This window comes from Streptomyces vulcanius (assembly GCF_042653945.1).
In the GTDB taxonomy this organism is placed as follows: Bacteria; Actinomycetota; Actinomycetes; order Streptomycetales; family Streptomycetaceae; genus Streptomyces; species Streptomyces mangrovi.
This window is the reverse complement of record NZ_JBHSFK010000064.1, coordinates 30842-54411: the sequence shown is the minus strand read 5'-3', so window position 1 is coordinate 54411 and position 23570 is coordinate 30842. Positions and strand designations below refer to the sequence as shown.

The 23570-nt window shown below is 73.7% G+C and carries 19 protein-coding genes; 13 read left to right on the top strand and 6 right to left on the bottom strand.

All coding sequences use genetic code 11. From position 1 onward, the window contains the following. Positions 1 to 123 precede the first annotated feature (123 nt). From ACFPIH_RS52725 to ACFPIH_RS52715, 3 genes are read left to right on the top strand one after another with little or no spacing between them, the layout of a single operon-like run. Complete coding sequence (locus ACFPIH_RS52725) at positions 124 to 705, top strand: ferric reductase-like transmembrane domain-containing protein (RefSeq protein WP_381186936.1); 582 nt, start codon at positions 124 to 126, stop codon at positions 703 to 705. After that, positions 702 to 1919 (top strand): NADH-ubiquinone oxidoreductase-F iron-sulfur binding region domain-containing protein, encoded by a 1218-nt coding sequence (locus ACFPIH_RS52720; RefSeq protein WP_381186938.1) that lies wholly within the window; start codon positions 702 to 704, stop codon positions 1917 to 1919. The genes ACFPIH_RS52725 and ACFPIH_RS52720 overlap by 4 nt, the downstream gene beginning before the upstream one ends. Before the next feature lies 1 nt (position 1920). Continuing rightward, a complete protein-coding gene (locus tag ACFPIH_RS52715) occupies positions 1921 to 2163 on the top strand; it encodes a ferredoxin (RefSeq protein ID WP_381186941.1) in 243 nt (80 codons plus the stop codon). On the opposite strand, the gene ACFPIH_RS52710 is transcribed toward ACFPIH_RS52715, so the two are convergent. The 3 genes from ACFPIH_RS52710 to ACFPIH_RS52700 are packed head-to-tail and all read right to left on the bottom strand — an operon-like array spanning position 2160 to position 4094. Beyond that, positions 2160 to 3056 carry an aminoglycoside phosphotransferase family protein gene (locus ACFPIH_RS52710; protein ID WP_381186944.1) on the bottom strand — a complete coding sequence of 299 codons (897 nt, stop codon included), beginning with the start codon at positions 3054 to 3056 and terminating at the stop codon, positions 2160 to 2162. The genes ACFPIH_RS52715 and ACFPIH_RS52710 overlap by 4 nt on opposite strands. A 28-nt stretch (positions 3057 to 3084) precedes the next feature. Further along, on the bottom strand, positions 3085 to 3558 hold the full coding sequence (locus ACFPIH_RS52705) for a ferritin-like domain-containing protein (RefSeq protein ID WP_381186947.1): 474 nt from the start codon (positions 3556 to 3558) through the stop codon (positions 3085 to 3087). Continuing rightward, positions 3555 to 4094 carry a hypothetical protein gene (locus ACFPIH_RS52700; RefSeq protein WP_381186949.1) on the bottom strand — a complete coding sequence of 180 codons (540 nt, stop codon included), beginning with the start codon at positions 4092 to 4094 and terminating at the stop codon, positions 3555 to 3557. The genes ACFPIH_RS52705 and ACFPIH_RS52700 overlap by 4 nt, the downstream gene beginning before the upstream one ends. 193 nt (positions 4095 to 4287) lie before the next feature. Here ACFPIH_RS52700 and rimP point away from each other — a divergent pair, with 193 nt between their 5' ends. From rimP to ACFPIH_RS52655, 9 genes are all read left to right on the top strand, one after another. Then, a complete protein-coding gene (gene rimP, locus ACFPIH_RS52695) occupies positions 4288 to 4812 on the top strand; it encodes a ribosome maturation factor RimP (protein WP_381186951.1) in 525 nt (174 codons plus the stop codon). A 2-nt stretch (positions 4813 to 4814) separates the two neighbouring features. Beyond that, on the top strand, positions 4815 to 5813 hold the full coding sequence (nusA, locus tag ACFPIH_RS52690; RefSeq protein ID WP_381186953.1) for a transcription termination factor NusA: 999 nt from the start codon (positions 4815 to 4817) through the stop codon (positions 5811 to 5813). Between the two features lie 124 nt (positions 5814 to 5937). Next, positions 5938 to 6234: a YlxR family protein gene (locus tag ACFPIH_RS52685; RefSeq protein ID WP_381186955.1), complete on the top strand. Its 297-nt coding sequence runs from the start codon at positions 5938 to 5940 to the stop codon at positions 6232 to 6234. Between the two features lie 147 nt (positions 6235 to 6381). Further along, complete coding sequence (gene infB / locus ACFPIH_RS52680) at positions 6382 to 9522, top strand: translation initiation factor IF-2 (protein ID WP_381186958.1); 3141 nt, start codon at positions 6382 to 6384, stop codon at positions 9520 to 9522. Positions 9523 to 9706: 184 nt separating this feature from the next. Beyond that, a complete protein-coding gene (locus ACFPIH_RS52675; protein WP_381186960.1) occupies positions 9707 to 10003 on the top strand; it encodes a DUF503 domain-containing protein in 297 nt (98 codons plus the stop codon). 75 nt (positions 10004 to 10078) lie between these two features. Further along, positions 10079 to 10528, top strand: coding sequence for a 30S ribosome-binding factor RbfA (gene rbfA, locus ACFPIH_RS52670; protein ID WP_381186963.1), 450 nt, complete (start codon positions 10079 to 10081; stop codon positions 10526 to 10528). After that, the gene (gene truB, locus ACFPIH_RS52665; RefSeq protein WP_381186965.1) at positions 10525 to 11430 is read left to right on the top strand and encodes a tRNA pseudouridine(55) synthase TruB; all 906 of its coding nucleotides are present in this window, start codon (positions 10525 to 10527) and stop codon (positions 11428 to 11430) included. The genes rbfA and truB overlap by 4 nt, the downstream gene beginning before the upstream one ends. A gap of 277 nt (positions 11431 to 11707) precedes the next feature. Continuing rightward, the gene (locus ACFPIH_RS52660) at positions 11708 to 15190 is read left to right on the top strand and encodes a trypsin-like peptidase domain-containing protein (RefSeq protein ID WP_381186968.1); all 3483 of its coding nucleotides are present in this window, start codon (positions 11708 to 11710) and stop codon (positions 15188 to 15190) included. Between the two features lie 127 nt (positions 15191 to 15317). Further along, a complete protein-coding gene (locus ACFPIH_RS52655; protein WP_381186971.1) occupies positions 15318 to 16265 on the top strand; it encodes a bifunctional riboflavin kinase/FAD synthetase in 948 nt (315 codons plus the stop codon). Between the two features lie 59 nt (positions 16266 to 16324). Here ACFPIH_RS52655 and ACFPIH_RS52650 read toward each other — a convergent pair whose 3' ends face one another. The 3 genes from ACFPIH_RS52650 to eccE form a co-directional block, all read right to left on the bottom strand. Beyond that, positions 16325 to 19399: an SCO5717 family growth-regulating ATPase gene (locus ACFPIH_RS52650; RefSeq protein WP_465270398.1), complete on the bottom strand. Its 3075-nt coding sequence runs from the start codon at positions 19397 to 19399 to the stop codon at positions 16325 to 16327. Positions 19400 to 19754: 355 nt separating this feature from the next. After that, complete coding sequence (locus tag ACFPIH_RS52645) at positions 19755 to 20510, bottom strand: hypothetical protein (protein ID WP_381186974.1); 756 nt, start codon at positions 20508 to 20510, stop codon at positions 19755 to 19757. Beyond that, a complete protein-coding gene (gene eccE, locus ACFPIH_RS52640) occupies positions 20507 to 21823 on the bottom strand; it encodes a type VII secretion protein EccE (protein WP_381186977.1) in 1317 nt (438 codons plus the stop codon). The genes ACFPIH_RS52645 and eccE overlap by 4 nt, the downstream gene beginning before the upstream one ends. A gap of 217 nt (positions 21824 to 22040) precedes the next feature. Here eccE and eccB point away from each other — a divergent pair, with 217 nt between their 5' ends. Further along, positions 22041 to 23567, top strand: coding sequence for a type VII secretion protein EccB (gene eccB / locus ACFPIH_RS52635; RefSeq protein ID WP_381186980.1), 1527 nt, complete (start codon positions 22041 to 22043; stop codon positions 23565 to 23567). Positions 23568 to 23570: the final 3 nt, after the last annotated feature.

The following is a 23570-nucleotide window of genomic DNA, read 5'->3' as shown; positions in this document are numbered from 1 at the left end:
GGCGGGGCAGGGGGACCAGCGGCCTGAGCCATCGAGGGCAGCCAGCATGAAAGCCATCCCTGCCCCACCCGCGCAGTCCCAGAGTCGCGAACTCTCGGGACGCACTCAAGAAGGTAGGGCCGCGTGACCTCCGAGACCCTCTGGTACGCCAACCGTGCCACCGGCGCCGTCTGCCTGGTCCTCTTCACGGTCGTCGTCCTGCTCGGCATCGCCGTACGGCTGCGCGCCCGCATCCCCGGTCTGCCCCGGTTCGGCACGATGAGCTTGCACCGCACGCTCTCCCTCTCCGCCACCGCCTTCCTGGCCCTGCACATCACCACGGCGATCGTCGACAGCTACGTGAACATCACGCCGGTGGACGCGGTGATCCCCTTCGTCTCCGACTACCAGCCCCTCTGGCTCGGCCTCGGCACGGTCGCCCTCGACCTGATGCTCGCCGTCCTCGTCACCAGCCTGCTGCGCGAGCGCCTCGGCCACCGCGCCTGGCGGGCCGTCCACTGGCTGGCGTACGCCTCCTGGCCGGTCGCCCTTCTGCACGGCATCGGCATCGGCACGGACACCGGCGCCGACTGGATGACCTGGCTGACCGTCGCCTGTGTGGCCACGGTGATCGCCGCCTTCGCCGCCCGCCTCGCCCACGCGGCCCGCGCCGCCCGCCACACCCCCGCCGCCCTCCTGCGCACCGCCGAAGGAGTCCGTCCGTGACCGCCACCTTCCCCGACCTCTACATGTCCCCCCGCCTGCTCGCCCCCGGCACCACCCCGGCCGACCTCCCCACCCACCACCAGCGCTACGGCCCGCTCCCGTACGGCGACCCGGAGAGCGTCCTGCGCGCCGTGGCCGAATCCGGACTCACCGGGCACGGCGGGGCCGCCTTCCCGACATACCGCAAGCTTGTGGCGGTCGCCGAGGCCGGCCGGCGCGGCGGACGGGCCCCCGTGGTCGTCGCCAACGGCGCGGAGGGCGAGCCCGCCAGCCGCAAGGACCGCACCCTGCTCCACCGCTCCCCGCACCTCGTCCTGGACGGACTCCAGGCCGCCGCACACGCGGTCGGCGCGGGGGAGGCGTACATCGCCGTGGAGGACGGCGCGACCTGGCTGGAATCCGCCCTCGCCCAGCGTCCCGCCGACCCCCTGCCGGTCAAGGTGGTCCGGCTGCCGAAGTCCTTCCTCTCCGGCCAGGCGTCGGCCCTCGCCCAGTACGTCTCCGGCGGCGCCGCCCGCCCCACCCACCAGCGCCCACCGGTGCGCGAGCGGGGCGTGCACCGCGCACCCACCCTCGTCCAGAACGTCGAGACCCTCGCCCACCTCGCCCTGGTCGCCCGCTACGGCGCCGACTGGTACCGCACCGCCGGCACCTCGACCCAGCCCGGCAGCGCCCTCTGCACCCTCCACGTCGCCGGCCACGAACCCCGGGTCGTCGAGGCCCCCTACGGCCTCCCGATCGCGCGCCTGCTCCCCCTGGAGGGCGCCTCGGCGGTCCTGGTGGGCGGCTACCACGGCACCTGGATCCCGGCCCCCGAAGCGGCCCAACTCACCGTCGACGCAACCTACTTGGGTGCCGGAGTCCTGGCGGCCCTCCCCGCCGACCGCTGCGGGCTCACGGAAACGGGCCGAGTCCTCCGCTACCTCGCCCTGCAGTCGGCCGGCCAGTGCGGCCCCTGCCTCAACGGCCTGCCCCGCATCGCCACCGCGTTCCACACCCTGGCCACGCCCGGCCCCCAGGGAACCGTCCGCACCGACCTCGCCCGCTGGTCCGGCCTGGTCGAGGGCCGGGGCGCCTGCCACCATCCCGACGGCACGGTCCGCCTGGTCCGCAGCGCCCTGACCACCTTCGCGGCGGAGGCCGACGCCCACGCCCACGGCCACTGCACGGCCACCGACCACACCCCCCTGCTGCCCGTCCCCCAGGAGGCCTGACATGGACCAGCACCTGGCCATAGACATCGACTGGACCACCTGCCGCGCCCACGGCCTGTGCGCGGAACTCCTGCCCGAGCACATAACGCTCGACGAATGGGGCTACCCGATCGTGGACGGGACGCCTGTCCCGACGAGGACGGTAAAACGAGCCCGCAGAGCAGCCTCAGACTGTCCTGCCCTGGCCCTCAAGCTGACGGCAAGGCCGGCCCCCACGCACCCGCAGACAAAACACAACCCCTAAAGCCACCCGGCAAACTCCAGCAACAACTCCGCATCCCGAGGCCGCCCCACCCGAAGCGCCCGGACCCCGGACTCCACAGCCCGAAAGAGCGTCCACCCCCGCACCCGCTCCTGATCCAGCTCCAACGACTCCGCCAACTTCCGCACCCGCCGCCGCGCACTGGCCGCCCCCGACGGGGAGGCGACCAGATCCTCCACCCGATCCCGCACCAGCCGCGCCAGATCGAACGCACACTCACCCACCACCGGATCCGGCCCCACGGCCAGCCACGGCACCCGTTCACCCGCCAGCACCTTGCTCTGCCGAAACGTTCCGTGCAGCAACCGCGCCTCGGGTGCCGCCCGCACCAACTCCTCCCGGGCGGAGAGAGCTGCGGACACCAGCACACCCACCTCCGAGCCGACGGCAGTCGCCCGCATCGCCGCGGCCTGCCTCCCGGTCCGCTCGGCGACGGTCTCGAACACAGGCCCGGCCGGCGGCTCCACCCAGAGCCGGCGCAACGTCCCCGCCGCCTCAAGGAGCGCCTTGGCCTCCGGCAGCGACCGTACCGAGACATCCGGATGCAGCCGCTCCAGCAGCAGCACCCCGTCCGTCACCGGCCCGTCCAGCAGCTGTACGGCGCCCAGCCCGCCCCAGTGCGCCAGCGCGGCCCGCTCGGCCTCCGGCCGGAACCGCGGCGGGGCCAGCTTCAGCACGGCGGGCGTCCCGTCCGCGCGCCGCACCAGCACCACGAGGCTGCTCCGGCCACCCGGCACCTGCACCCGCTCAACAGTCAACTCGCGTAGATCAACAGCCTGTTGGACCGCCGAGGGCAGATTCTCCAGCCAGGCGTCACCGTCCGGTGCGGTCTCGTCGAGCGCCCGCGCCAGACGCCGCGGCGGTTCGAATGCCATGCGCGAGCCGTTCCCTTCCGTCTCCCCGTCATGCCGTGGGCGTCGCCGCCGAGGGCGACTCCACGGCCGTACCGGCCCGCTCGGCGAGCCCAGGGAAGGCTACGCTCCCGCCACGCCAGCGCACCGCCCGCACCGCCGCCTCCCGCAGCGCGCCCGCCGCCTCCCGGCGCTGCTTCCCCCCGGTCGCCCGCACGAGGTCGGAGTACACCCCGGCCACGCGGTCCTCCAGCTCGGCGGCGAGCCGGACGGCCGCGGCGGAGTCCGCTACCGGGAACGGCAGGGCGTACGCGGCGCTCGCCGCGACCGGCTCGGCGGCGAGGTCGCGCACCTCGCGCGCCAGCGCGTCCCGGCGAGCCCGGTGCGCGTCGTACGCCGCCTGTGCCTCCGCGCGCCGTGCCGCGGCGATCCGGCCGCCGACGACGCCGTACCCGTACACGGCGGCGTGCTCGGCGGCCAGCGTCGCCTGCAGAGCGGTCAGTGCCGCGCGCTCCGCCTCGCTCATCGTGTCGTCGTCCCCTCCGTCAGCAGATACGCGTGGGCCGCGCCGGCCGCCGCCACCGAGGCCAGCAGCCGGGCCAGCTCGCCCGGAACCTCCAGCAGCGCGCCGGCCCTGCGGTCGGCCAGCGCCCGCTCGGCGACGGCGAGGGAGGCGAGGGCGTCCTTGTCGGTCCCGGGGGAAGCCGACACCGAGGGTGCGGCAGAAGCAGGCACGGAAGGTGATGCCTTGGGAGGTACTGTCTCCGTCCCCCCGAACGCCTCCACGTGCCGGACCACCTCCGCCCGCAGCGGCGCGAGCCGTCCCGCGAGTGTGGGACGGGCGGCGAGGACGGCGTCGTACCGCTCCAGCAGTGCGTTGCTCTCCTGGGCCGCACGCGTGCGTGCCCGCTCGGTGACCGACGGGGTGGCACCGACGTTCTCCTCGGTCTCCTCCGGGGTGTCGGCGGAGCAGCCCGCGAGGAGCGTGGCTCCGGCGGCCGAGGCGAGCAGGGTTCTTCTGCGCGGCCCGGGGGCGATGCGCGGTGGGAGCGGCAACGGCACGTCAGACGTCCTCGGGGAACTCGTACGAAAGATGACGATCACCGTACCCGGGGACCCGCCTCCGCCAGGTCTCCGCCACCCTCCGTGAACGGTCCGTCCACAGGGTGGACGGCAACACTCCCCGCGACCGGATACCCTTTGACCAGACACGCGACCATCCCACAACAGCACACGCGGCCGAGGAGTCACCCGGATGAGCACCACCCAGAGCGAGAGGCTGCGAGAGCTCCTGGAACCGCTCGTCACCTCCCAGGGCCTGGATCTCGAGGAGATCGCCGTGGACTCCGTCGGGCGCAAGCGCGTGCTGCGTGTCGTCGTCGACTCCGACACCGGGGCGGACCTGGACCAGATCGCCGATGTGAGCCGTGCGCTCTCGGCGACGCTCGACGAGAGCGACGCGATGGGCGAGGGGGAGTACACCCTCGAGGTCGGCACCCCGGGCGCGGAGCGCGCCCTCACCGAACAGCGGCACTACGCGCGCGCCACGGGCCGGCTGGTGAGGTTCCAGCTGGCCGGGGACGGCGGCGAGCTGGTCGCGCGGATCCTGACGGCCGACGACGACGGCCTCGACCTCGAGGTGCCCGGTGTGAAGGGCCGCAAGGCCACGGCCCGCAGGGTCGCCTACCCGGAGATCGAGAAGGCGCGCGTGCAGGTCGAGTTCAACCGCAAGGACCAGAGCGACCCGAACGACACTGACGAGAAGGAAGAGGAGGCGTAGCCGTGGACATCGACATGAGCGCCCTGCGGGGCTTGGTACGGGAGAAGGAGATCTCCTTCCCCCTGCTGGTCGAGGCGATCGAGTCGGCCCTCCTCATCGCCTACCACCGCACCGAGGGAAGCCGCCGGCACGCGCGCGTGGAGCTCAACCGGGAGACCGGACATGTGACCGTGTGGGCGAAGGAGGACCCCGAGGACCTCGAAGAGGGCCAGGAGCCCCGCGAGTTCGACGACACCCCGTCCGGATTCGGCCGTATCGCCGCCACCACCGCCAAGCAGGTGATCCTGCAGCGGCTGCGCGACGCCGAGGACGACGCGACGCTCGGCGAGTACGCGGGACGTGAGGGCGACATCGTCAACGGCGTGGTCCAGCAGGGCCGCGACCCGAAGAACGTGCTCGTGGACATCGGCAGGCTGGAGGCCATCCTGCCGGTGCAGGAGCAGGTCCCCGGAGAGACGTATCCGCACGGCATGCGGCTGCGGTCGTACGTCGTTCGGGTGGCGAAGGGGGTCCGGGGTCCCTCGGTCACGCTTTCGCGCACTCATCCCAATCTGGTGAAGAAACTGTTCGCCCTGGAGGTGCCGGAGATCGCCGACGGGTCCGTCGAGATCGCCGCCATCGCCCGGGAGGCCGGCCACCGCACCAAGATCGCGGTACGGTCCACCCGTTCGGGTCTGAACGCCAAGGGCGCCTGTATCGGCCCCATGGGCGGCCGGGTGCGCAACGTGATGGGCGAGCTGAACGGCGAGAAGATCGACATCGTCGACTGGTCGGACGACCCGGCCGAGATGGTGGCGAACGCGCTGTCCCCGGCCCGGGTCTCGAAGGTCGAGGTCGTGGACCTGGCGGCCCGCTCCGCGCGCGTGACGGTGCCGGACTACCAGCTGTCGCTGGCCATCGGCAAGGAAGGGCAGAACGCCCGTCTCGCCGCCCGGCTGACCGGCTGGCGGATCGACATCCGGCCGGACATCGAGCAGCCGTCCGAGCAGCCGTCCGAGTGACCTTCGCGGGGGCCGGGGAATAGATCCAAGCCGGGGCCCGCTCAGATCACGTCAGATATATCGCGGCGAGTGTTCGAGTCCTGCCCCGAAGGGGTGAGGTGGCCGCGGGGAGGTAGACTTAAGAGTGTCTGGCCGGACGCACGCCGGAGCATGCCCTGAACGCACCTGTGTGGGGTGCCGGGAGCGGGCGGCCAAGACGGATCTGCTGCGCACCGTGGCGGTCGAGGGCGTTTGCGTCCCCGATCCACGCGGTACGCTGCCCGGCCGGGGTGCGTACGTACACCCCGCACTCGTCTGTCTGGACCAGGCGGTGCGCCGCCGGGCGTTCACGAGGGCGTTGCGCGCCCCGGGAGCGCTCGACACAAAGGCGTTGCGCCAGTACGTCGAGCAGACGACAGTTGCCGATCAGGTGACACCGTAAGAAGCGTCGCGCGGAATGTCCGTGCGGCTCAGGTACCCCGCGAGTTGGAAGTAGGTCGAGATTGCGATGAGCACTCGATGAGCACGCGATGAGTACGCCCATGAAGTAGCGACGGTCCGGACGCAACCCGGACCTAAAAGGAGCGAAGTGGCTAAGGTCCGGGTATACGAACTCGCCAAGGAGTTCGGCGTGGAGAGCAAGGTCGTCATGGCCAAGCTCCAAGAACTCGGTGAATTCGTCCGTTCGGCGTCTTCGACCATCGAGGCGCCCGTAGTCCGCAAGTTGACTGATGCCTTCCAGGGCGGCGGCAAGTCCGCCCCGCGCAAGGCTGCCCCCAAGCCCGGTGCGCCTTCTCCGGCGCAGTCGGCACGTCCGGCTGCCCCGCGGCCGGCCGCCCCCAGGCCTCCCGCGGCACAGACCCCCGCGGCTCCCGCGGCTCCCGCGGCCCCTGCGGCTTCCGCGGCTCCGGTCACCCCGGCGGCGCCCGCCGCCCCGGCCTCCGGTCCGCGTCCCGGCCCCAAGCCGGCGCCGCGTCCGGCCCCGGCCGCCCCGGAGTTCACCGCTCCGCCGTCGGCCCCGGCCGCACCGTCCACCCCGTCCGCACCCCGTCCCGCCGCCGCCCAGGGACCGCGCCCCGGCGCGCCCCGGCCCGGCGCCCGTCCGGGTGGGCCCGGTCAGGGTCAGCACGGTCAGGGTCAGGGTCAGGGCCAGCGTCCGGCCGGCGGTCAGGGCCAGCGTCCCGGTGGCGGTGCGCCGCGTCCGGGTGCCCGTCCGTCCGGTCCGCGTCCGGGCAACAACCCCTTCACGTCCGGCGGCAACGCCGGTATGGCCCGCCCGCAGGCCCCCCGTCCGCAGGGCGCCCCGCGCCCCGGCGGTCCGGGTGCTCCCGGCGGCGGTCCGCGTCCCCAGGCGGCCGGCGCCCAGGGCGGCGGTCCCCGTCCGCAGGCTCCGGGCGGACACGACCGTCCCGGCGGCCGTCCCTCGCCGTCGGGCATGCCCCGTCCGCAGGGTGCGGGTCCCGGCGGTCCGCGTCCCGGCGGCCCGCGTCCCAACCCCGGCATGATGCCGCAGCGTCCCGCTGCCGGCCCGCGTCCCGGCGGTGGTCCGGGTGGCGGCGGCGGTCGGGGCCCGGCCGGTGCCGGTCGTCCCGGTGGCGGCGGCGGTCGTCCGGGCGGCGGCGGCGGTTTCGCCGGTCGTCCGAGCGGTCCCGGTGGCGGCGGCGGAGCCCGTCCGGGTGGCGGCGGCGGTTTCGCCGGTCGTCCCGGTGGCGGTGGCCCCGGCGGTGGCGGCGGCTTCGGCGGTGGCGGCGGTGGCCGTCCCGGCTTCGGCGGTCGTCCCGGTGGTCCCGGTGGCCGTGGTGGCACGCAGGGCGCCTTCGGTCGTCCCGGCGGTCCGGCCCGGCGTGGCCGCAAGTCGAAGCGTCAGCGTCGCCAGGAGTACGAGGCCATGCAGGCCCCGTCGGTCGGCGGTGTGATGCTGCCGCGCGGCAACGGCGAGACGATCCGTCTCTCCCGCGGCGCGTCGCTCACCGACTTCGCGGAGAAGATCAACGCCAACCCGGCGTCGCTCGTCGCGGTCATGATGAACCTCGGCGAGATGGTCACCGCGACCCAGTCCGTCTCCGACGAGACCCTCCACCTGCTCGCCGGCGAGATGAACTACGAGGTTCAGGTCGTCAGCCCGGAGGAGGAGGACCGCGAGCTGCTCGAGTCCTTCGACATCGAGTTCGGCGAGGACGAGGGCGACGAGGACGACCTGGTGGTCCGTCCCCCGGTCGTCACCGTCATGGGTCACGTCGACCACGGTAAGACCCGACTCCTCGACGCCATCCGCAAGACGAACGTCATCGCGGGCGAGGCCGGCGGCATCACCCAGCACATCGGTGCCTACCAGGTCTCGACCCAGGTCAACGAGGAAGACCGCGCGATCACCTTCATCGACACCCCGGGTCACGAGGCGTTCACCGCCATGCGTGCCCGTGGTGCCCGGTCGACGGACATCGCGATCCTGGTCGTCGCGGCCAACGACGGCGTCATGCCGCAGACGGTCGAGGCGCTCAACCACGCCAAGGCGGCCGACGTCCCGATCGTCGTCGCGGTCAACAAGATCGACGTCGAGGGTGCCGACCCGACCAAGGTGCGCGGTCAGCTGACCGAGTTCGGTCTGGTGGCCGAGGAGTACGGCGGCGACACCATGTTCGTCGACATCTCCGCCAAGCAGGGTCTGAACATCGACTCGCTGCTGGAGGCCGTGATCCTCACGGCCGACGCCTCGCTCGACCTGCGGGCCAACCCGAACCAGGACGCGCAGGGCATCTCGATCGAGTCCCGCCTCGACCGCGGCCGCGGTGCCGTGGCGACGGTCCTCGTCCAACGAGGCACGCTGCGGGTCGGCGACACGATGGTCGTGGGCGACGCCTACGGCCGGGTGCGCGCCATGCTCGACGACAACGGCAACAACGTCGCCGAGGCCGGTCCGTCGACGCCGGTCCAGGTCCTGGGTCTGACCAACGTCCCGGGCGCCGGCGACAACTTCCTCGTGGTCGAGGAGGACCGTACGGCCCGCCAGATCGCCGAGAAGCGTGCGGCCCGTGAGCGCAACGCGGCCTTCGCGAAGCGCACGCGCAGGTTCTCCCTGGAGAACCTGGACGCGGCTCTGAAGGCCGGCGAGGTCCAGCAGCTGAACCTGATCATCAAGGGTGACGCGTCTGGTTCCGTCGAGGCCCTCGAGTCCTCGCTGCTCCAGCTGGACGTCGGCGAAGAGGTCGACATCCGCGTCCTGCACCGCGGCGTCGGTGCGGTCACGGAGTCGGACATCGACCTGGCCATGGGCTCGGACGCGATCGTCATCGGCTTCAACGTCCGGGCAGCCGGGCGTGCGCAGCAGATGGCGGAGCGCGAGGGCGTGGACGTCCGGTACTACTCGGTCATCTACCAGGCGATCGAGGAGATCGAGGCGGCCCTGAAGGGTCTCCTCAAGCCGGAGTACGAGGAGTTCGAGCTCGGTACGGCGGAGATCCGCGAGGTCTTCAAGTCGTCCAAGCTGGGCAACATCGCCGGTGTCCTCATCCGCTCGGGCGAGGTCAAGCGCAACACCAAGGCGCGCCTCATCCGCGACGGCAAGGTCATCGCGGAGAGCCTCAACATCGAGGGTCTGCGCCGCTTCAAGGACGACGTCACCGAGATCCGCGAAGGGTTCGAGGGCGGTATCAACCTCGGCAACTTCAACGACATCAAGATCGACGACGTCATCGCGACGTACGAGATGCGCGAGAAGCCGCGGGTGTAACACCCACGGCCCGGTGCCGGGCCAGGGACAGCCGTCCCTGGCCCGGCACCGCCGTGTCCCGCCACATACGGCTGGACAAACTCCGTCGAGACGCCGCCGGGATCGGGGTACCGTTCTTGGAGCCCCTGTCCCACAGGGCGGCAGGGTCATCGATCCCGGACCGGCGGGTGAACCGGCTACCTACATGTACGTGGGGACTCTGTCCTTCGACCTCCTCCTCGGCGACGTACGGTCGCTGAAGGAGAAGCGCTCCGTCGTCCGCCCCATCGTCGCCGAGCTCCAGCGCAGGTTCGCGGTGAGTGCGGCCGAGGTCGACCACCAGGACCTCCACCGCCGGACCCGGATCGGCCTGGCCGTGGTCGCCGGTGACGCCGAGCACGTGACCGACGTACTGGACCGGTGCGAACGGCTGGTCGCAGGCCGCCCCGAGGTGGAACTCCTGTCGGCCAGACGCCGCTTCCACGGCGAGAACGACGAGTGACGGCGCCTCACGGCGACCACCGAACAACTTCAGACAGCACAAACGAGCAGGCAAGAAAGAACGGGAGACGGACCAGTGGCCGACAACGCGCGCGCCAAGAGGCTGGCGGACCTCATCCGAGAGGTGGTGGCGCAGAAGCTGCAGCGCGGGATCAAGGACCCGCGGCTCGGCTCCCACGTCACCATCACGGACACCAGGGTCACGGGCGACCTCAGGGAGGCGACCGTCTTCTACACCGTGTACGGGGACGACGAGGAGCGCGCGGCAGCCGCCGCCGGACTGGAGAGCGCCAAGGGCATCCTCCGCTCCGAGGTCGGCCGCGCCGCGGGCGTGAAGTTCACGCCGACCCTCGCCTTCGTGGCCGACGCCCTTCCGGACAACGCCCGCACCATCGAGGACCTCCTCGACCGTGCGCGCCAGTCCGACGAGAAGGTGCGCGAGGCGTCCGCGGGCGCCGGCTACGCGGGCGGCGCCGACCCGTACCGCAAGCCCGATGACGACGAGACGGACGACACCGCCGAATGAACCGGAAGACCTCCGCGCCCGACGGCCTCGTCATCGTCGACAAGCCGTCGGGCTTCACCTCCCACGACGTCGTGGCCAAGATGCGGGGGATCGCGAAGACCCGCCGCGTCGGCCACGCCGGCACGCTCGACCCGATGGCGACCGGCGTCCTCGTCCTCGGCGTGGAAAGGGCGACCAAGCTCCTCGGGCACCTCGCCCTCACCGAGAAGGAGTACCTCGGCACGGTCCGGCTGGGCCAGACGACCCTGACGGACGACGCGGAGGGCGAGATCACCGCCTCCGTCGACGCCTCCAAGGTCACCCGGGACGCCGTGGACGCCGGCATCGCCAAGCTGACCGGCGACATCATGCAGGTGCCGTCCAAGGTCAGCGCCATCAAGATCGACGGCGTACGGTCCTACAAGCGGGCCAGGGACGGCGAGGAGTTCGAGATCCCGGCCCGCCCGGTGACCATCTCCTCCTTCACCGTGTACGACGTCCGGGACGCCGTTGCCGAGGACGGCACCCCCGTCGTCGACCTGGTGGTCTCGGTCGTCTGCTCCTCCGGCACCTACATCCGTGCCCTCGCCCGCGACCTGGGCGCGGACCTCGGTGTCGGCGGCCACCTCACCGCGCTGCGCCGCACGCGCGTCGGGCCGTACAAGCTGGACGGGGCGAAGACACTCGACCAGCTCCAGCAGGAGCTGACCGTGATGCCGGTCGCCGAGGCCGCCGCCGCCGCGTTCCGCCGCTGGGACGTGGACGCCAAGCGGGCCCGGCTGCTCATGAACGGCGTCCGCCTGGAGATGCCCGAGGAGTACGCGGGCGCGGGCCCCGTCGCCGTCTTCGACCCCGAAGGCCGCTTCCTGGCCCTCGTCGAGGAGCAGAAGGGCAAGGCCAAGAGCCTGGCCGTGCTGAGCTGAACGCCCTCGCCCATGGGCGATTGCCCGTGGAGCGGCGAACACGGGGTGTTCACTGCCGCCGCTCCACGGTCCCCCCTCGGTTCCCCCACCCCTAGGTGTATCCAGCGGCCCCCCTTCATTCACCCGTCCGGGCAGGCGCTCGGAGTGAACCGAGGGAGCGCAGAGGGGCGTGTTCACCTCGCCCTCTCTCCCCTTGATCACCGCGCGCATACCGTCGAACGAAGAAGCGGGCGAGAACAGGTGATATCGGGCGGGCGCGGTGGGGAGGGGTGGCACCATGACGGGACACCCCGACCCCTCCCTCATCCGCATCCGCGACCTCGCCGGACGCCCCCGTGGCACCGGCTTCCTCGCCGACCACCACGGCACGGTGATCACCAGCCACGAGGCCGTCGCGGGCCTGCCCCGCCTCCTCCTGTACGGCGCCGGCGACCGCTGCTGCGCGGTGTCCGCCGACGCGGTCACCCCGCTGCCGGAGCTGGACCTGGCGCTCGTCCGCACCGAGGGCCTGGACGGTGGCCCGGATGCCCACCCGCTGCCGTTGACGGTGCGGGACCGGGTCGGGACCGGCACGTACGTCCGGCTGGCCGCGGGCTGCTGGCGCGAGGCGCGGGTGCTGGCCGAGACCCCGGTGGCGTACAGCGCCGCGGACCGGCTGCACCTCTTCGACGGCGCCCTGGAACTGGCCATCGGCACGGCGGGGCGGGACGCGCTGCGGCCCGGCGGGGGCGCGGCCGGCGGACCGGTGCTCGATGTCACCACCGGCGCGGTCGTCGCCGTGGTGGCCACCGCCCTGCGGTCCGGCTCGCGCGACGCCTGCTTCGCCGTCCCGCTCCGCCCGCCCGGCCCTGTCCCCGGTCCGCTGGCCGACCTGCTCGCCCGCAACGCGGCCACCGTGCCCGCCCACGGCGCCGACCTCAACCTGGCCGGCGTCCTGGAACTGACCGCCACCTCGCTCGGCTCGGACGGCCCGCCCGGCGGCGTCGGCTCCGGGGGCCCGCAGCCGGTCGAACGCGCCGCTCCGGCACGGGAGTTCGCCGCCTTCGCGACCGGTCCGGCGGCCGTCCTCGGCCTCGTCGGGGCTCCGGGCAGCGGCCGTACGACCGAACTGGCCGCCCTCGCCGCCCGCCGCACCCGGGGTGCCGAACCGGCCCCCACACTGTGGCTGCGCGGCGCCGACCTCGGCGGCGGGGACGGCTCGATCGCCGACGCGGTCCGCCGGGCGCTTGCCCGGGCGGCCCGGATCGTGTCGGCCTCGGTCCCGGCGTGCGCCGTTCCCGGCGACCTCACCCCCGAACGCGTCGCCCGGCTCGCCGACGGCGCGGGCCGCCCCCTGCTCCTGGTCCTCGACGGCCCCGAGGAGATGCCCGCCGTCCTCGCCCACCGCCTGACCGACTGGACCGACGGCACCGCGAGCTGGCTCCGGGACACGGGAGCACGGCTGGTGATCGCCTGCCGGGCCGAGTACTGGGAGCGGGCCGGGGCACGGTTCCCGCCGCAGATGCTCCACGGGAGCGCGGGGCAGGGGACGGCGGCCGCGGAGATGCTCCACGGCGGGGCCGGCCAGGGGACGGCGGCCGGGACGCTGCCACCCTGCGTCCCGCTCGGCGATCTCACCCCCGACGAGGCCCGCGAGGCCCGGGCCCGCCACGCCGTCCCCGACAGCGCGCTCGCCGCCCCCGACGCCCGGCACCCCCTCGCCCTCCGCCTCCTCGGCGAGCTGCGCGCCGCCCTTCCCGACGCGCCGCCCGCCCCGCCCGTCGACCGACACGACGTCCTCTCCGCCCACCTGGACCTGATGTGCCTGCGGATCGCGGTCCGCCTCGCCGCCGAGAACGGCCTGCGCGGCACCGCCGTACGCCGTCTCGCGGCCAGGGTCTCCGGACAGGTGCACGAGGCCGCCCGCCGCTGTCTCGGGCCTGGGCAGGGCGAGTTGGACCGGGCCTCGTTCGAAGCGGTGTTCCCCTGGGGACCGGCGCCCGCCCGCCTCGGCGGCGGCACCGGCTGGGCGTCCGCCGTGCTCACCGAGGGACTCCTGGTACCGGCCGGCGACGGCTACCGCTTCGCCCACGAGGAACTCGCCGACTGGATCCAGGGCGTCCACCTCGACCTGGACGAGGCCCTGCACGCCCTGGTCCACCGCCACCGCATCCCCGACGGCGAGCCCCCGCGCCCCGTCCCGCGCCACCGGATCGGCCCCGTCGTGCAGGCCCTGCTGCTTCTCGGACGCCGGTGCGGTGCCGATCGGCTCGGGCTGCGGCTCCAGGAGTTGACCCGGGCTCTGGGCGTCGCCGACCCGGCGGCCGACTGGTGGGCTGCCCGGCTGCTCGCCGGGACCCTGCTGCGCGTCCCGGACGCGACGCCGTACGCCGGAGTCCTGCGGCTGCTTGCCGACCGCGTCGTGGCCGGGGGCGAGGAGGCCGTCCGGCGGCCGGAGTTCGGCCCCGGCTTCTGGGCCGGGCTCACGCTGCCGCCCGACCTCCGTCTCGACCTCCTGCGCCGCCTCGTCCTCGTCGACGGCGCCCCGGACGACCGGAGCGGCGCGCCCCGCCACCTCGACACCGTCGCCCGGCTCCTCGCCGCCGACGCCACCGCCGTACAGCCGTGTCTCACCGGCTGGTTCGAGGACGAGCGGCCGTTGCCCGCGACCCCGCACGCCACCGTGGCGACCGCCGCACAGGCGCTGCTGCACACCCACCGGCACCGGGCACCGGACGACCTCACCGAGGCGCTGGTCGGATGTGCGCACCGGCGGGCCGAGGAACTGCTCGCCGTCCTCGCGCAGGAGGAGCCGTCAGCCGTGTGCCGGGCCGTCGACCGGTGGGCGCACGACGAGCGTCCCGCCCGGCGGCTCGCGGCGGTGGCGTACGGCCTGCGCGCCGCCCCGCACGTGACCACGGACGCCGGCCGCCTGCTGCTGCGCAACGCCGCCCTCGCCCTGCTCGCCCGCCCCGCCGACCGCACCCTGCACGGCGGCGCGCTCGCGCTCCTCGTCCGCGACCCCGAGACCCGGGCCCGGCACCTCCCGCAGGCGCTGGAGCGGTTCGCGGCAGGAGATCCGCAGCTCCCGCCGAGTGCCCTGCTCACCGCGCTGACCACGCACCCGGAGCCGGTCCTGGACGCCGTCCGGACCCGGCTCGCCCGCCCCGACGTGCGCGCTTGGCGGACGCTGCGGGCGCTCGCCGACGTCACCACACCCGCGCTCGCCCGCCGGGTCGCCGCCCTCGTCCGGGAGACGGCGGCGTGGTGCCCGGAGACCGCGGGCGACCTGGCCGCGTACGTCGACCGGCGCCTCGATCACGGCCCCGCCGCCCGCGCCGTACTGTTCCCGCTGGTCACGGGGCTGCTGGACGGCAGCGGGCCGGAGCGGACGCGGGCCGCCCTGGCCGCCGTGCTGGTCGCCCCCGGCACCCCGGACTCCCGTCCCCTGCGGCGCGAACTGCTGGAGTTCCTGCTGGCGCACGAGCGGGACTGGGCCGTCCTGGACGCCGTACTGCACGCGACCGCGCAGTGTGGTGGGGAGCGTGGTGGGGAGGAGTTGCGTGGGCTGGTTCACCGGATCGGGGTGCTCCTCGTCCGCACGCCGGACGGCGCGGCCCGCTTCGACCGCGGCCTGGTCGACCTGGGGCGCCATGTGCCGGGCTTCGCCGCCCGGGTGGCGGGCTGGCTCGCCGACGCGCCGGGGGAGTGGGCCGGGGTGGTGGGCCCCGCCGCGCGCCGCATGATCGAGAACCTGGCGGGGGTACGGGTGCCCGCGTGAGGCCGACGGGGCGTGGGGCGAGTCACAGCGCCGATGCCGATGCGAGCCGGGGGCACCCGGCATGGCACCCTTAGACCTGCGCAAGAGGCAACGAAACATACGGACACGGGTTCGAGGAGCGGTCACAGTGCAGCGCTGGCGTGGCTTGGAGGACATCCCCGAGGACTGGGGACGCAGTGTCGTCACCATCGGTTCTTACGACGGGGTCCACCGCGGGCACCAGCTGATCATCCGGCATGCCGTGGAGCGCGCCCGCGAGCTGGGCGTCCCCTCGGTCGTGGTCACCTTCGACCCGCACCCCAGCGAGGTCGTCCGGCCCGGCAGCCACCCGCCGCTGCTCGCCCCGCACCACCGGCGCGCCGAGCTGATGACCGAGCTGGGCGTCGACGCGGTGCTCATCCTTCCCTTCACGACCGAGTTCTCGAAGCTCTCGCCCGCCGAGTTCGTGGTGAAGGTCCTCGTCGACAGGCTGCACGCCAAGGCCGTCGTCGAGGGCCCCAACTTCCGCTTCGGCCACAAGGCCGCCGGGAACGTCGAGTTCCTGACCGCGCAGGGCAAGGTGTACGACTTCGAGGTCGAGGTCGTCGACCTGGTCGTGCGCGGTGAGGCGGGCGGCGGCGAGCCGTTCTCCTCGACCCTGACCCGTCGGCTGGTCGGAGCGGGCGATGTCGCGGGCGCGGCGGAGATCCTCGGCCGTCCGCACCGGGTGGAGGGCGTGGTCGTGCGCGGCGCCCAGCGAGGGCGGGAGCTCGGCTTCCCCACCGCCAACGTCGAGACCCTGCCGCACACCGCGATCCCGGCCGACGGCGTCTACGCGGGCTGGCTGCACGCCGCCGGCGAGGCGATGCCGGCCGCGATCTCCGTCGGCACCAACCCGCAGTTCGACGGCACCGAGCGCACGGTGGAGGCGTACGCCATCGACCGCGTCGGCCTCGACCTGTACGGGTTGCACGTCGCCGTCGACTTCCTCGCCTTCGTGCGCGGCCAGGCCAAGTTCGACTCGCTGGAGGGACTCCTCGAGCAGATGGCGCAGGACGTCAAGCGCTGTCGGGAACTGGTCGCGGCGGCGGAGTAGCCGAACGGGTCCGTGAAACGGCCGGTGTCCTCACCACTCGGACACCGGCCGTTCCGCGTTCACTGCTGAGGGGGCGGCCCGGGAGGCGCCTGGGGGTGTTGCGGGTAGCCGTAGCCCTGCTGGGGATACGGCGGCTGTCCGGGCTGCTGCTGCGGGTAGGGCTGACCCGGATACGGCTGGCCCGGGTACGGCTGACCCGGATATGGCTGGCCGGGATACGGCTGTGCCGGCGCCTGGTGTCCCGGCATGGGCGGAGCCGCGACCGGGGGCGGGTTGCCGTCGCTGGTCCACAGGCCGTGCATCTGCTGGTGGCGTACGAAGTCCTCCGCGACCAGTGCCGAGAGGTTGAAGTACGCCTCCCGCACCTTCGGCCGCATCATGTCGAGGTCGACCTCTGCGCCGGCGGCGAGATGCTCGTCGAAGGGGACGACGACCACACCCCGGCAGCGCGTCTCGAAGTGCGACACGATGTCCTCGACCTTGATCATCTTGCCGGTCTCGCGCACCCCCGAGATGACGGTGATGGACCGCGCGACCAGCTCCGCGTACCCGTGTGCCGACAGCCAGTCCAGAGTCGTACTGGCGCTGCTCGCACCGTCGACCGACGGGGTCGAGACGATGATGAGCTGGTCGGCGAGGTCGAGCACCCCGCGCATCGCGCTGTACAGCAGACCCGTGCCGGAGTCGGTGAGGATCACCGGGTACTGCTTGCCGAGCACGTCGATCGCGCGCCGGTAGTCCTCGTCGTTGAAGGCCGTGGAGACGGCCGGGTCGACGTCGTTGGCGATGATCTCCAGGCCGGAGGGCGCCTGGGAGGTGAACCGCCGGATGTCCATGTACGAGTTGAGGTACGGGATCGCCTGGACGAGGTCGCGGATGGTGGCCCCGGTCTCGCGGCGCACCCGGCGGCCGAGCGTGCCGGCGTCCGGGTTGGCGTCGATCGCGAGGATCTTGTCCTGGCGCTCGCTGGCGAGGGTCGAGCCGAGCGCGGTGGTCGTGGTCGTCTTGCCGACGCCGCCCTTGAGGCTGATGACCGCGATCCGGTAGCAGGACAGCACCGGCGTACGGATCAGCTCCAGCTTGCGCTGCCGCTCGGCCTCCTCCTTCTTGCCGCCGAACTTGAAACGGGAGGGCGCCGCGGTCGGGCGGCTGCTCTTCGCCTTCTGCTTCTTGTTGTTGAGCAGCCGGTCGGAGGACAGCTCCACGGCGGCGGTGTAACCCAGCGGCGCGGCACCGGGGTTGACCGGCTGACGCTGATCGTGCTGGATCGGCTGCGGCCAGGCGGCCCCGAGCCGGGGGTCGGCGGGCGGTTGCTGGGGGGCCTGCGGGACCTGAGGTGCCTGAGGTGCCTGCGGTGGCTGATATGCCTCGGGTGCCTGGGCTGCCTGAGGCGGCCCGGCCTGCGCTGCGTCGGGGAAGGCGGGCTGCGGGGCGCGCGGGTCGACTCCCAGCGGGGGCTGCCCGGGGAAGTTCTGCGGGACGGGCCCCTGGCTGCCGCCCGGGTGCTGACCGTCGGCCTGCTGCGGGATGTTCGGGTACGGCTGCGGGGACGCCGGCGCCTGTGGTGCCGGGGGCTGGGGGAAGCCGTAGCCGCCGGGGGAGTTGGGCGCGGGCGGTTGCGGGAAGCCGTACCCCGCCTGGGCGTTGGGGGCCGGCTGCTGCGGGAAGCCGTGGCCGTCAGGGGTGTTGGGGGCGGGCTGCTGCGGGAAGCCGTAGCCACCGGCGGTGTCGGGCGCGGGCGGTTGCGGGAAGCCGTAGCCGGCCTGGGCGTCGGCTGCGGGGGGCTGGGGGAAGCCGTAGCCCGGCTGCTGCTGCGGGGCCGTCGGCGGCTGAGCGGGCGGCTGCGGGAAGCCGTAGGCGGGCTGCGGCGGGGTGGGGGCCGCCTCGGGGCCCTGTGCGCTCCAGTCGGCCGACGCGGGCGGCTGCGCGGGTACGGGCGGCTGGGCCGACTGCTGCTGCGCCGCTTGCTGCTGCGGCAGCGGCTGGGCCGGCCACTCGGCCGCCGGTGCGGGGGCCGCCGGCTGGTACGACGGCGGCAGCGGGGGCAGCCCGCCCTGCGGGACCGGCGGGGGAGCCCAGGCGGGCGGTGCGCCTTCCTCCGGCGCGCCGTCCTGCGACGCGGCGACGGGTTCGGGTACGTCGGTGGCGGCGGCGTCCGCGGCCTCCTCGCCCTCGGCGGGGGCGTCCTGAGCGGCCGACGGCTCGTCCGCGACGGCGCCCTCGGACTCCGACTCCGCCTGTGTGTCGGGCACCGCGTCCGGGGCGCTGTCGGCCTCGGCGTTCTCCGCCGTCCCGTCAGTCGTCCCGTCGGGCACCTGCTCGGGCTGGCCGGCCTGTTCCGCCAGTTGCTGCTTGAGGGCGACCGGTGAGAAGCGCATCGTGGCGCCGCTCTCCAGGTCCCCGCTCTCGGGACCGCCGTCCTCGGCGACCGGTGCCTCGGCCTGCGCCGGTGCCTGCGTCTGTCCCGGAGCCGGCTGCTGTTCCGGCTGCTGCAACTCGAACCCGCTGTCCGCCGCAGGAGCGGGCGGCGCGAACGGCGCCACAGGCACCCCGCTCGCCGGGGGCTGGGCGGCATGCGGAGGCTGGGCGGCCTGCGCTGCCGGGGCCGGTACCTGCGGAGCCTGCGGGCTCTGCGGAGCTTGAGGCGCCTGGGCAGGCTGGGCAGGCTGTGACGACCGAGGATCCTGCGGGGCCTGCGGGTTCTGCAGAGCCTCAGGACTCTGCACGCCCTGAGGCGGCGTCCCCAGTGCCTGAGGAACCTGCGGTGCGGCCGGTACCGGCGGGGCAGCCGGTGCCGCGGGCGCGGCCGGCCCCGGCACTACCGGCGCACCGACCGGCGGCGGGAAGCCACCCTCCTGAACCCCCGGTACCCCTGGCACCCCGGGAGGCCCCTGAACCCCCGGCATCCCCGGCATCCCCGCAACCCCCTGAACCGCCGGAGGCCCGGGCATGCTCGGGCCAGGTGAAGCCGGAGCCGGCGGAGCCGGCGGGCTCGGCTCCAGCGGCGAGCCCGCGCCCGCGTTCTGCGTGTACCAGGCGGGCGGCGCGTAGTCGATGGTGAACTCGCCCGTCGTCTCGATGGCGGACTCCGCGTCGGGCTGGTCATCGCCGGGCGTGGCCCAGCCCCCGCGCATCCCGTCCCGATCGCTGCTCACAGTTCCTCCTGGTGTGGTCGAGCACCCTCATGCCGTGCCGGGGCGACCATATGTCGTCGTACGCAGTGGTATTGAGGCCGTCCGAGGTCGTCGGAGGCACCGGCCCTCCCCGAGGGCGCCGACACCCGCCCCACGGACTTCCGGCGTCGCGCCCCGTACCAGCCTAATCATCAGATGCCCCGCCCCGGCAGGCCCGCCCACTCTCAGAGGTTGCGAAGAAGTCGCGATGAGGTCCCGGGGCGGACTCCCGAAGCCCCGGAGTCAGCCTCCCGAAGCCCCGCAGGCAGCCCCCCGATGCCCCGAGGTGACGTCCCGAAGCCCTGGAGGCGCACCCTCAGTCCATCCGGCGAGGGGTTCCCAGCAGCCCGATCTCCGCGTCCGTCGGCTGCGTCATGACGTACTGCCGGTCGCGGTCGGCGCACCACAGGGTGAAGCCGTCGACGAGGGTGGGCAGCGCCTCCACGTTCTCCCGGGGCAGCGTCAGCGCGCGGCCCACCTCCAGCGCCTCGTCGGGCGAGATCCGCTGTACACCGACGAGCCGGGCCTGTCGTATCAGCCGGGGCGCGACCGGGCTGAGGTAGGGCAGCAGGGTCAGCACGGCCTGCCAGGGGCCGGACGCGACCCGCCCGCGCGGGGGGCGCATGCCGCAGTCCCGCACCACCAGCACCGGTGTGCCCGCCGAGGCGCCCTGCGGGGGCACCCGGCCGACCTCGTACACCGCGAGACCGTTCTGTCCGCCGCCCATGGCGTGCACCATCTGTACCCAGGCCTGCGGACGGCCCGTCTCCACGGCCACGCGCGCGCCCGTCGCCGCCGCCCTGAGGGCGAGAACCTGCGCGGTCCACAGACCGCCGATGAGGACGACGTCGTACGGCGTGGGCCGGTTGAGGCCCAGTACGGCGGGGCGGCCCTCGGTGTCGACGCCGATGACGACCCCGTCGTCCCCGATGGGCAGCGCGAGCGAGGCCAGTTGCTCCACGGTCACCGCATGCCGGCCGTGCCGGGGGCCGAGCAGCCCGAAGCCGCTGCGCAGTGAGCGGACGGGCACGGCGGCCCCCGCACCGGACACCCCTGTTGTCGTCATCGTCATCGCGCACCTCCGAGGGGCAGTGTGGCCAGGAGGCCGGGGACCTGTTCCCGGTCGAGCCGGGCGAGCCCCGCGCCGGCGTGCCGGGCCGCGCTCTGCACCGCCCGCCGGGCCGCCACGAGTTCGTCGTCGCTGCGGCCCGTCACCCGCAGATGCGCGGCGAGGGACACGTCCTGCCGCTCACCGCGCGCGAGGGTGACGCTGAACGTCGTCGCCAGCGCGGGGACCGCCGTGACCAGGGCGATGAACTGGGGCAGCGAGGGCGCGTTGGCGCCGCCCAGCGAGGGCCAGCGGCGCAGCCAGTACGTCGTGTGCCGCCGGTTGTCGCACCGCCACATACGGCCGGACTCCTCGGTCCGCCGCTCCAGCGCCCCGGTCCGCCCCGCCTCCGCCGTCACCAGCGGGTTGGCGCAGGCCGAGGTGGCGAGGGCGGCCGTCAGCTGCTCCTCGTCCAGGAGCGTCGTACTGAACCCGGCGCCGGTCAGCCGGCTCGCGAGATGGTCGGCGGCGCGTACGACGCACTTCTGCGCGCCGACGAGACCGCCGCCGCGCGCGGCCACGGCCTCCGGGCACAGCTCCGGGTCCAGCTTCAGCGCGATCCAGGTGATGCGGACCGCCGGGGCGCCCGTCTGCTCCTGCAGCGGCGCGTAGTTGGTGACGGCCACGGACTGAGGGGGCAGGTGCAGGGCGGGCGCGGGCTGGGTGTGCAGCACGATCTGCGCGGACTCCAGCCGGATGCCGTCCACGTCGAGGGCGTCCTGGACCAGGGCGAGCGGCAGCGGCTGCCGGTTGCGCTCGGCGCGCAGCGCGGTCGCGTCCGCCTCCACCTGGAGGACCGCGGTGACGAACGTGCCGTCCCCGACGATCCCGACGGGTCTGCGGTCCCGGCCGCCGTACGTGTACGTCCGCAGACTCGGGTCGCACTCGAGGGCCGGTCCGAAGCCCGGCTCGGTGCCCGGCGGTATCTCCAGCTTCTCGGCCAGCCGCTGCCGCGTCTTCAGCGCACGCGCGGTCGCCAGCCACTCCGGCAGGGAACGGCCGCGGCGGCGGGCGACGGAGAGCACCACGAGCGCGACCGCGACGACCCCGGCGACCACCAGGGCGACCGGGCCGATCACCCAGCCCACGAGCAGGACTGCGGCGGCGATCTCCCACAGTACGAGGCGTTGCAGCCGGAATGCCCCGCCCTGCCCCGAACGTGCCCTGAGATGGAGCGCACCCGATGTCGGGGGCCGCTGCGGCGCCCCCGGCCGGGGCGCCGAGGAGCCCCGCGTCCGCGACCGTCCGCCGGTGCGTTCGCGCGTTCCCGAAGCCATCACTCCATCCCCCCGGTTCTCCCCGTTTCGCTCACGACTCGCCCGCATTTCAGCACCGCACAGGGCACTTGACGGGACCTGACGGCCCAGGAACCCTACCCGCTCCCCAAGCCACCGCGGATACCAGGCATAGTAGGGGGCCGCTCTGACATCGGGCGCGGGGGACCGTGGCCCCGCGGGTGCGGCCAGGACGGAAAACGGGGAGAGACAGAGACAGATGGCATCCCGGCGCGATCAGCTCAACGCCTACACCTTCGCGAAGCGCCGTATGCTCGCGGCCTTTCTGCAGTCGTCGCCCGACGGTTCGGAGGAGGGTGCGCCGCGACCGCTGCGCGCGATCCTGCCCGGCGTGATCGTCGGAGTGATCGTGATGGCGGTCTTCGGGGCGTGGGGCATGTTCAAACCCACCGCGCCCAAGGGCTGGGACGAACCCAACGCCAAGGTGATCGTCGCCAGCAAGTCGACCACCCGGTACGTCGTGCTGAAGACCGACGGGCAGGTCCAGCTGCACCCGGTCCTCAACATGGCCTCCGCGAAGCTCCTCCTCAACGCCGGGGAGGGAGCCGTCGTCACCGTCGCCGAGTCCGTCCTCGACAACGGCAAGATCCCGCACGGCGTCACCATCGGCATCCCGTACGCCCCCGACCGGCTGCCCTCGGCCGACGAGGCGGGCAGCACCAAGCGCTGGGCGGTGTGCGAGCGCCCCAGCGCGGGCGGCGGCTCCGTCCAGAAGGCCGCGCTGGTCCTCTCCGCCAAGGACATGAAGGTCACCGACGGCACGGGCCGTCTCCAGGGCGGCCAGCTCCTCTACGTGGCCGACCCCGACGACCAGCGCTATGTCGTGGACGCGACCGGCCGGGCGTACCCGATCGACAAGGGCGACGAACTGCTGCTCCGCGCGGTGGTCGGCTCCAACCGGCAGCCCCAGAAGGTGTCCGCGGAGTGGCTGGCCACCCTGCACCTGGGCGATCCGATCACCTTCCCCGACATCACCGAAGGGCAGCCCGGCGACCCGGCCGACGCGCCGGGCCAGCTGGACGACGCGACCAACAAGGTCGGCATGGTGCTCAAGGGGCGCGACAGCAACACCGACCAGTACTACGTCGTCCTGCCCGGCCGAGTGGCCCCCGTCTCGGCGTTCGTCGCCCAGCTTCTCCTGTTCAGCGAGGAGCTCGCCCCGCTCGGCCAGGCAGGTCAGGCCGCCGAGGTCAGCCCGGGCGCGATCGTGCCGGGCAAGGCGTTCGGCACCGAGCACCGCTGGCCGACCGAGGACCCGGAGCCCGTCAACGACCCGTCCACGGCCAAGGGCAGCCGCAGTACGGTCTGCAACGTCCTGCGCGGCGTGAACGCGAACTCCGGCGCCACGACCCTCAGCACCTGGGTGGGCACCGACTTCCCACAGAAACTCCCCACCGGCTCCTCGAGTGCCTACGTCACCCCCGGCTCCGGCCAGCTCTACCGCCAGTTCCAGGGCGAGGAGCCCCAGGCGGGCCCGGTGTTCCTGGTCACCGACACGGGCCTGCGCTACGTGCTCCAGTCCAACGGCGACAGCGCCACGGACGACGCGGGCATCGGCACCACCCCCAAGCAGCGCGAACAGCAACAGCAGGAGGAGAAGCAGGCGCAGACCCTGCTCGGCTACAAGGACGTGGACCCGGCGCCGATCCCGGCCGCCTGGTCGGAGTTCCTGCCCACCGGCCCCCGCCTGTCCACGGCGGCGGCCCGCCAGCCGCAGGGCTCGTGAGGG

Coding starts and splice junctions, on each gene's coding strand:
- ACFPIH_RS52715 (WP_381186941.1), top strand. CDS start 1,921: ATGGACCAGCACCTGGCCATAGACATCGACTGGACCACCTGCCGCGCC.
- ACFPIH_RS52710 (WP_381186944.1), bottom strand. CDS start 3,056: ATGGCATTCGAACCGCCGCGGCGTCTGGCGCGGGCGCTCGACGAGACC.
- ACFPIH_RS52705 (WP_381186947.1), bottom strand. CDS start 3,558: ATGAGCGAGGCGGAGCGCGCGGCACTGACCGCTCTGCAGGCGACGCTG.
- rimP (WP_381186951.1), top strand. CDS start 4,288: ATGAGCACCACCCAGAGCGAGAGGCTGCGAGAGCTCCTGGAACCGCTC.
- ACFPIH_RS52675 (WP_381186960.1), top strand. CDS start 9,707: ATGTACGTGGGGACTCTGTCCTTCGACCTCCTCCTCGGCGACGTACGG.
- truB (WP_381186965.1), top strand. CDS start 10,525: ATGAACCGGAAGACCTCCGCGCCCGACGGCCTCGTCATCGTCGACAAG.
- ACFPIH_RS52660 (WP_381186968.1), top strand. CDS start 11,708: ATGACGGGACACCCCGACCCCTCCCTCATCCGCATCCGCGACCTCGCC.
- ACFPIH_RS52650 (WP_465270398.1), bottom strand. CDS start 19,399: ATGCGCGGGGGCTGGGCCACGCCCGGCGATGACCAGCCCGACGCGGAG.
- ACFPIH_RS52645 (WP_381186974.1), bottom strand. CDS start 20,510: ATGACGATGACGACAACAGGGGTGTCCGGTGCGGGGGCCGCCGTGCCC.
- eccE (WP_381186977.1), bottom strand. CDS start 21,823: ATGGCTTCGGGAACGCGCGAACGCACCGGCGGACGGTCGCGGACGCGG.
- eccB (WP_381186980.1), top strand. CDS start 22,041: ATGGCATCCCGGCGCGATCAGCTCAACGCCTACACCTTCGCGAAGCGC.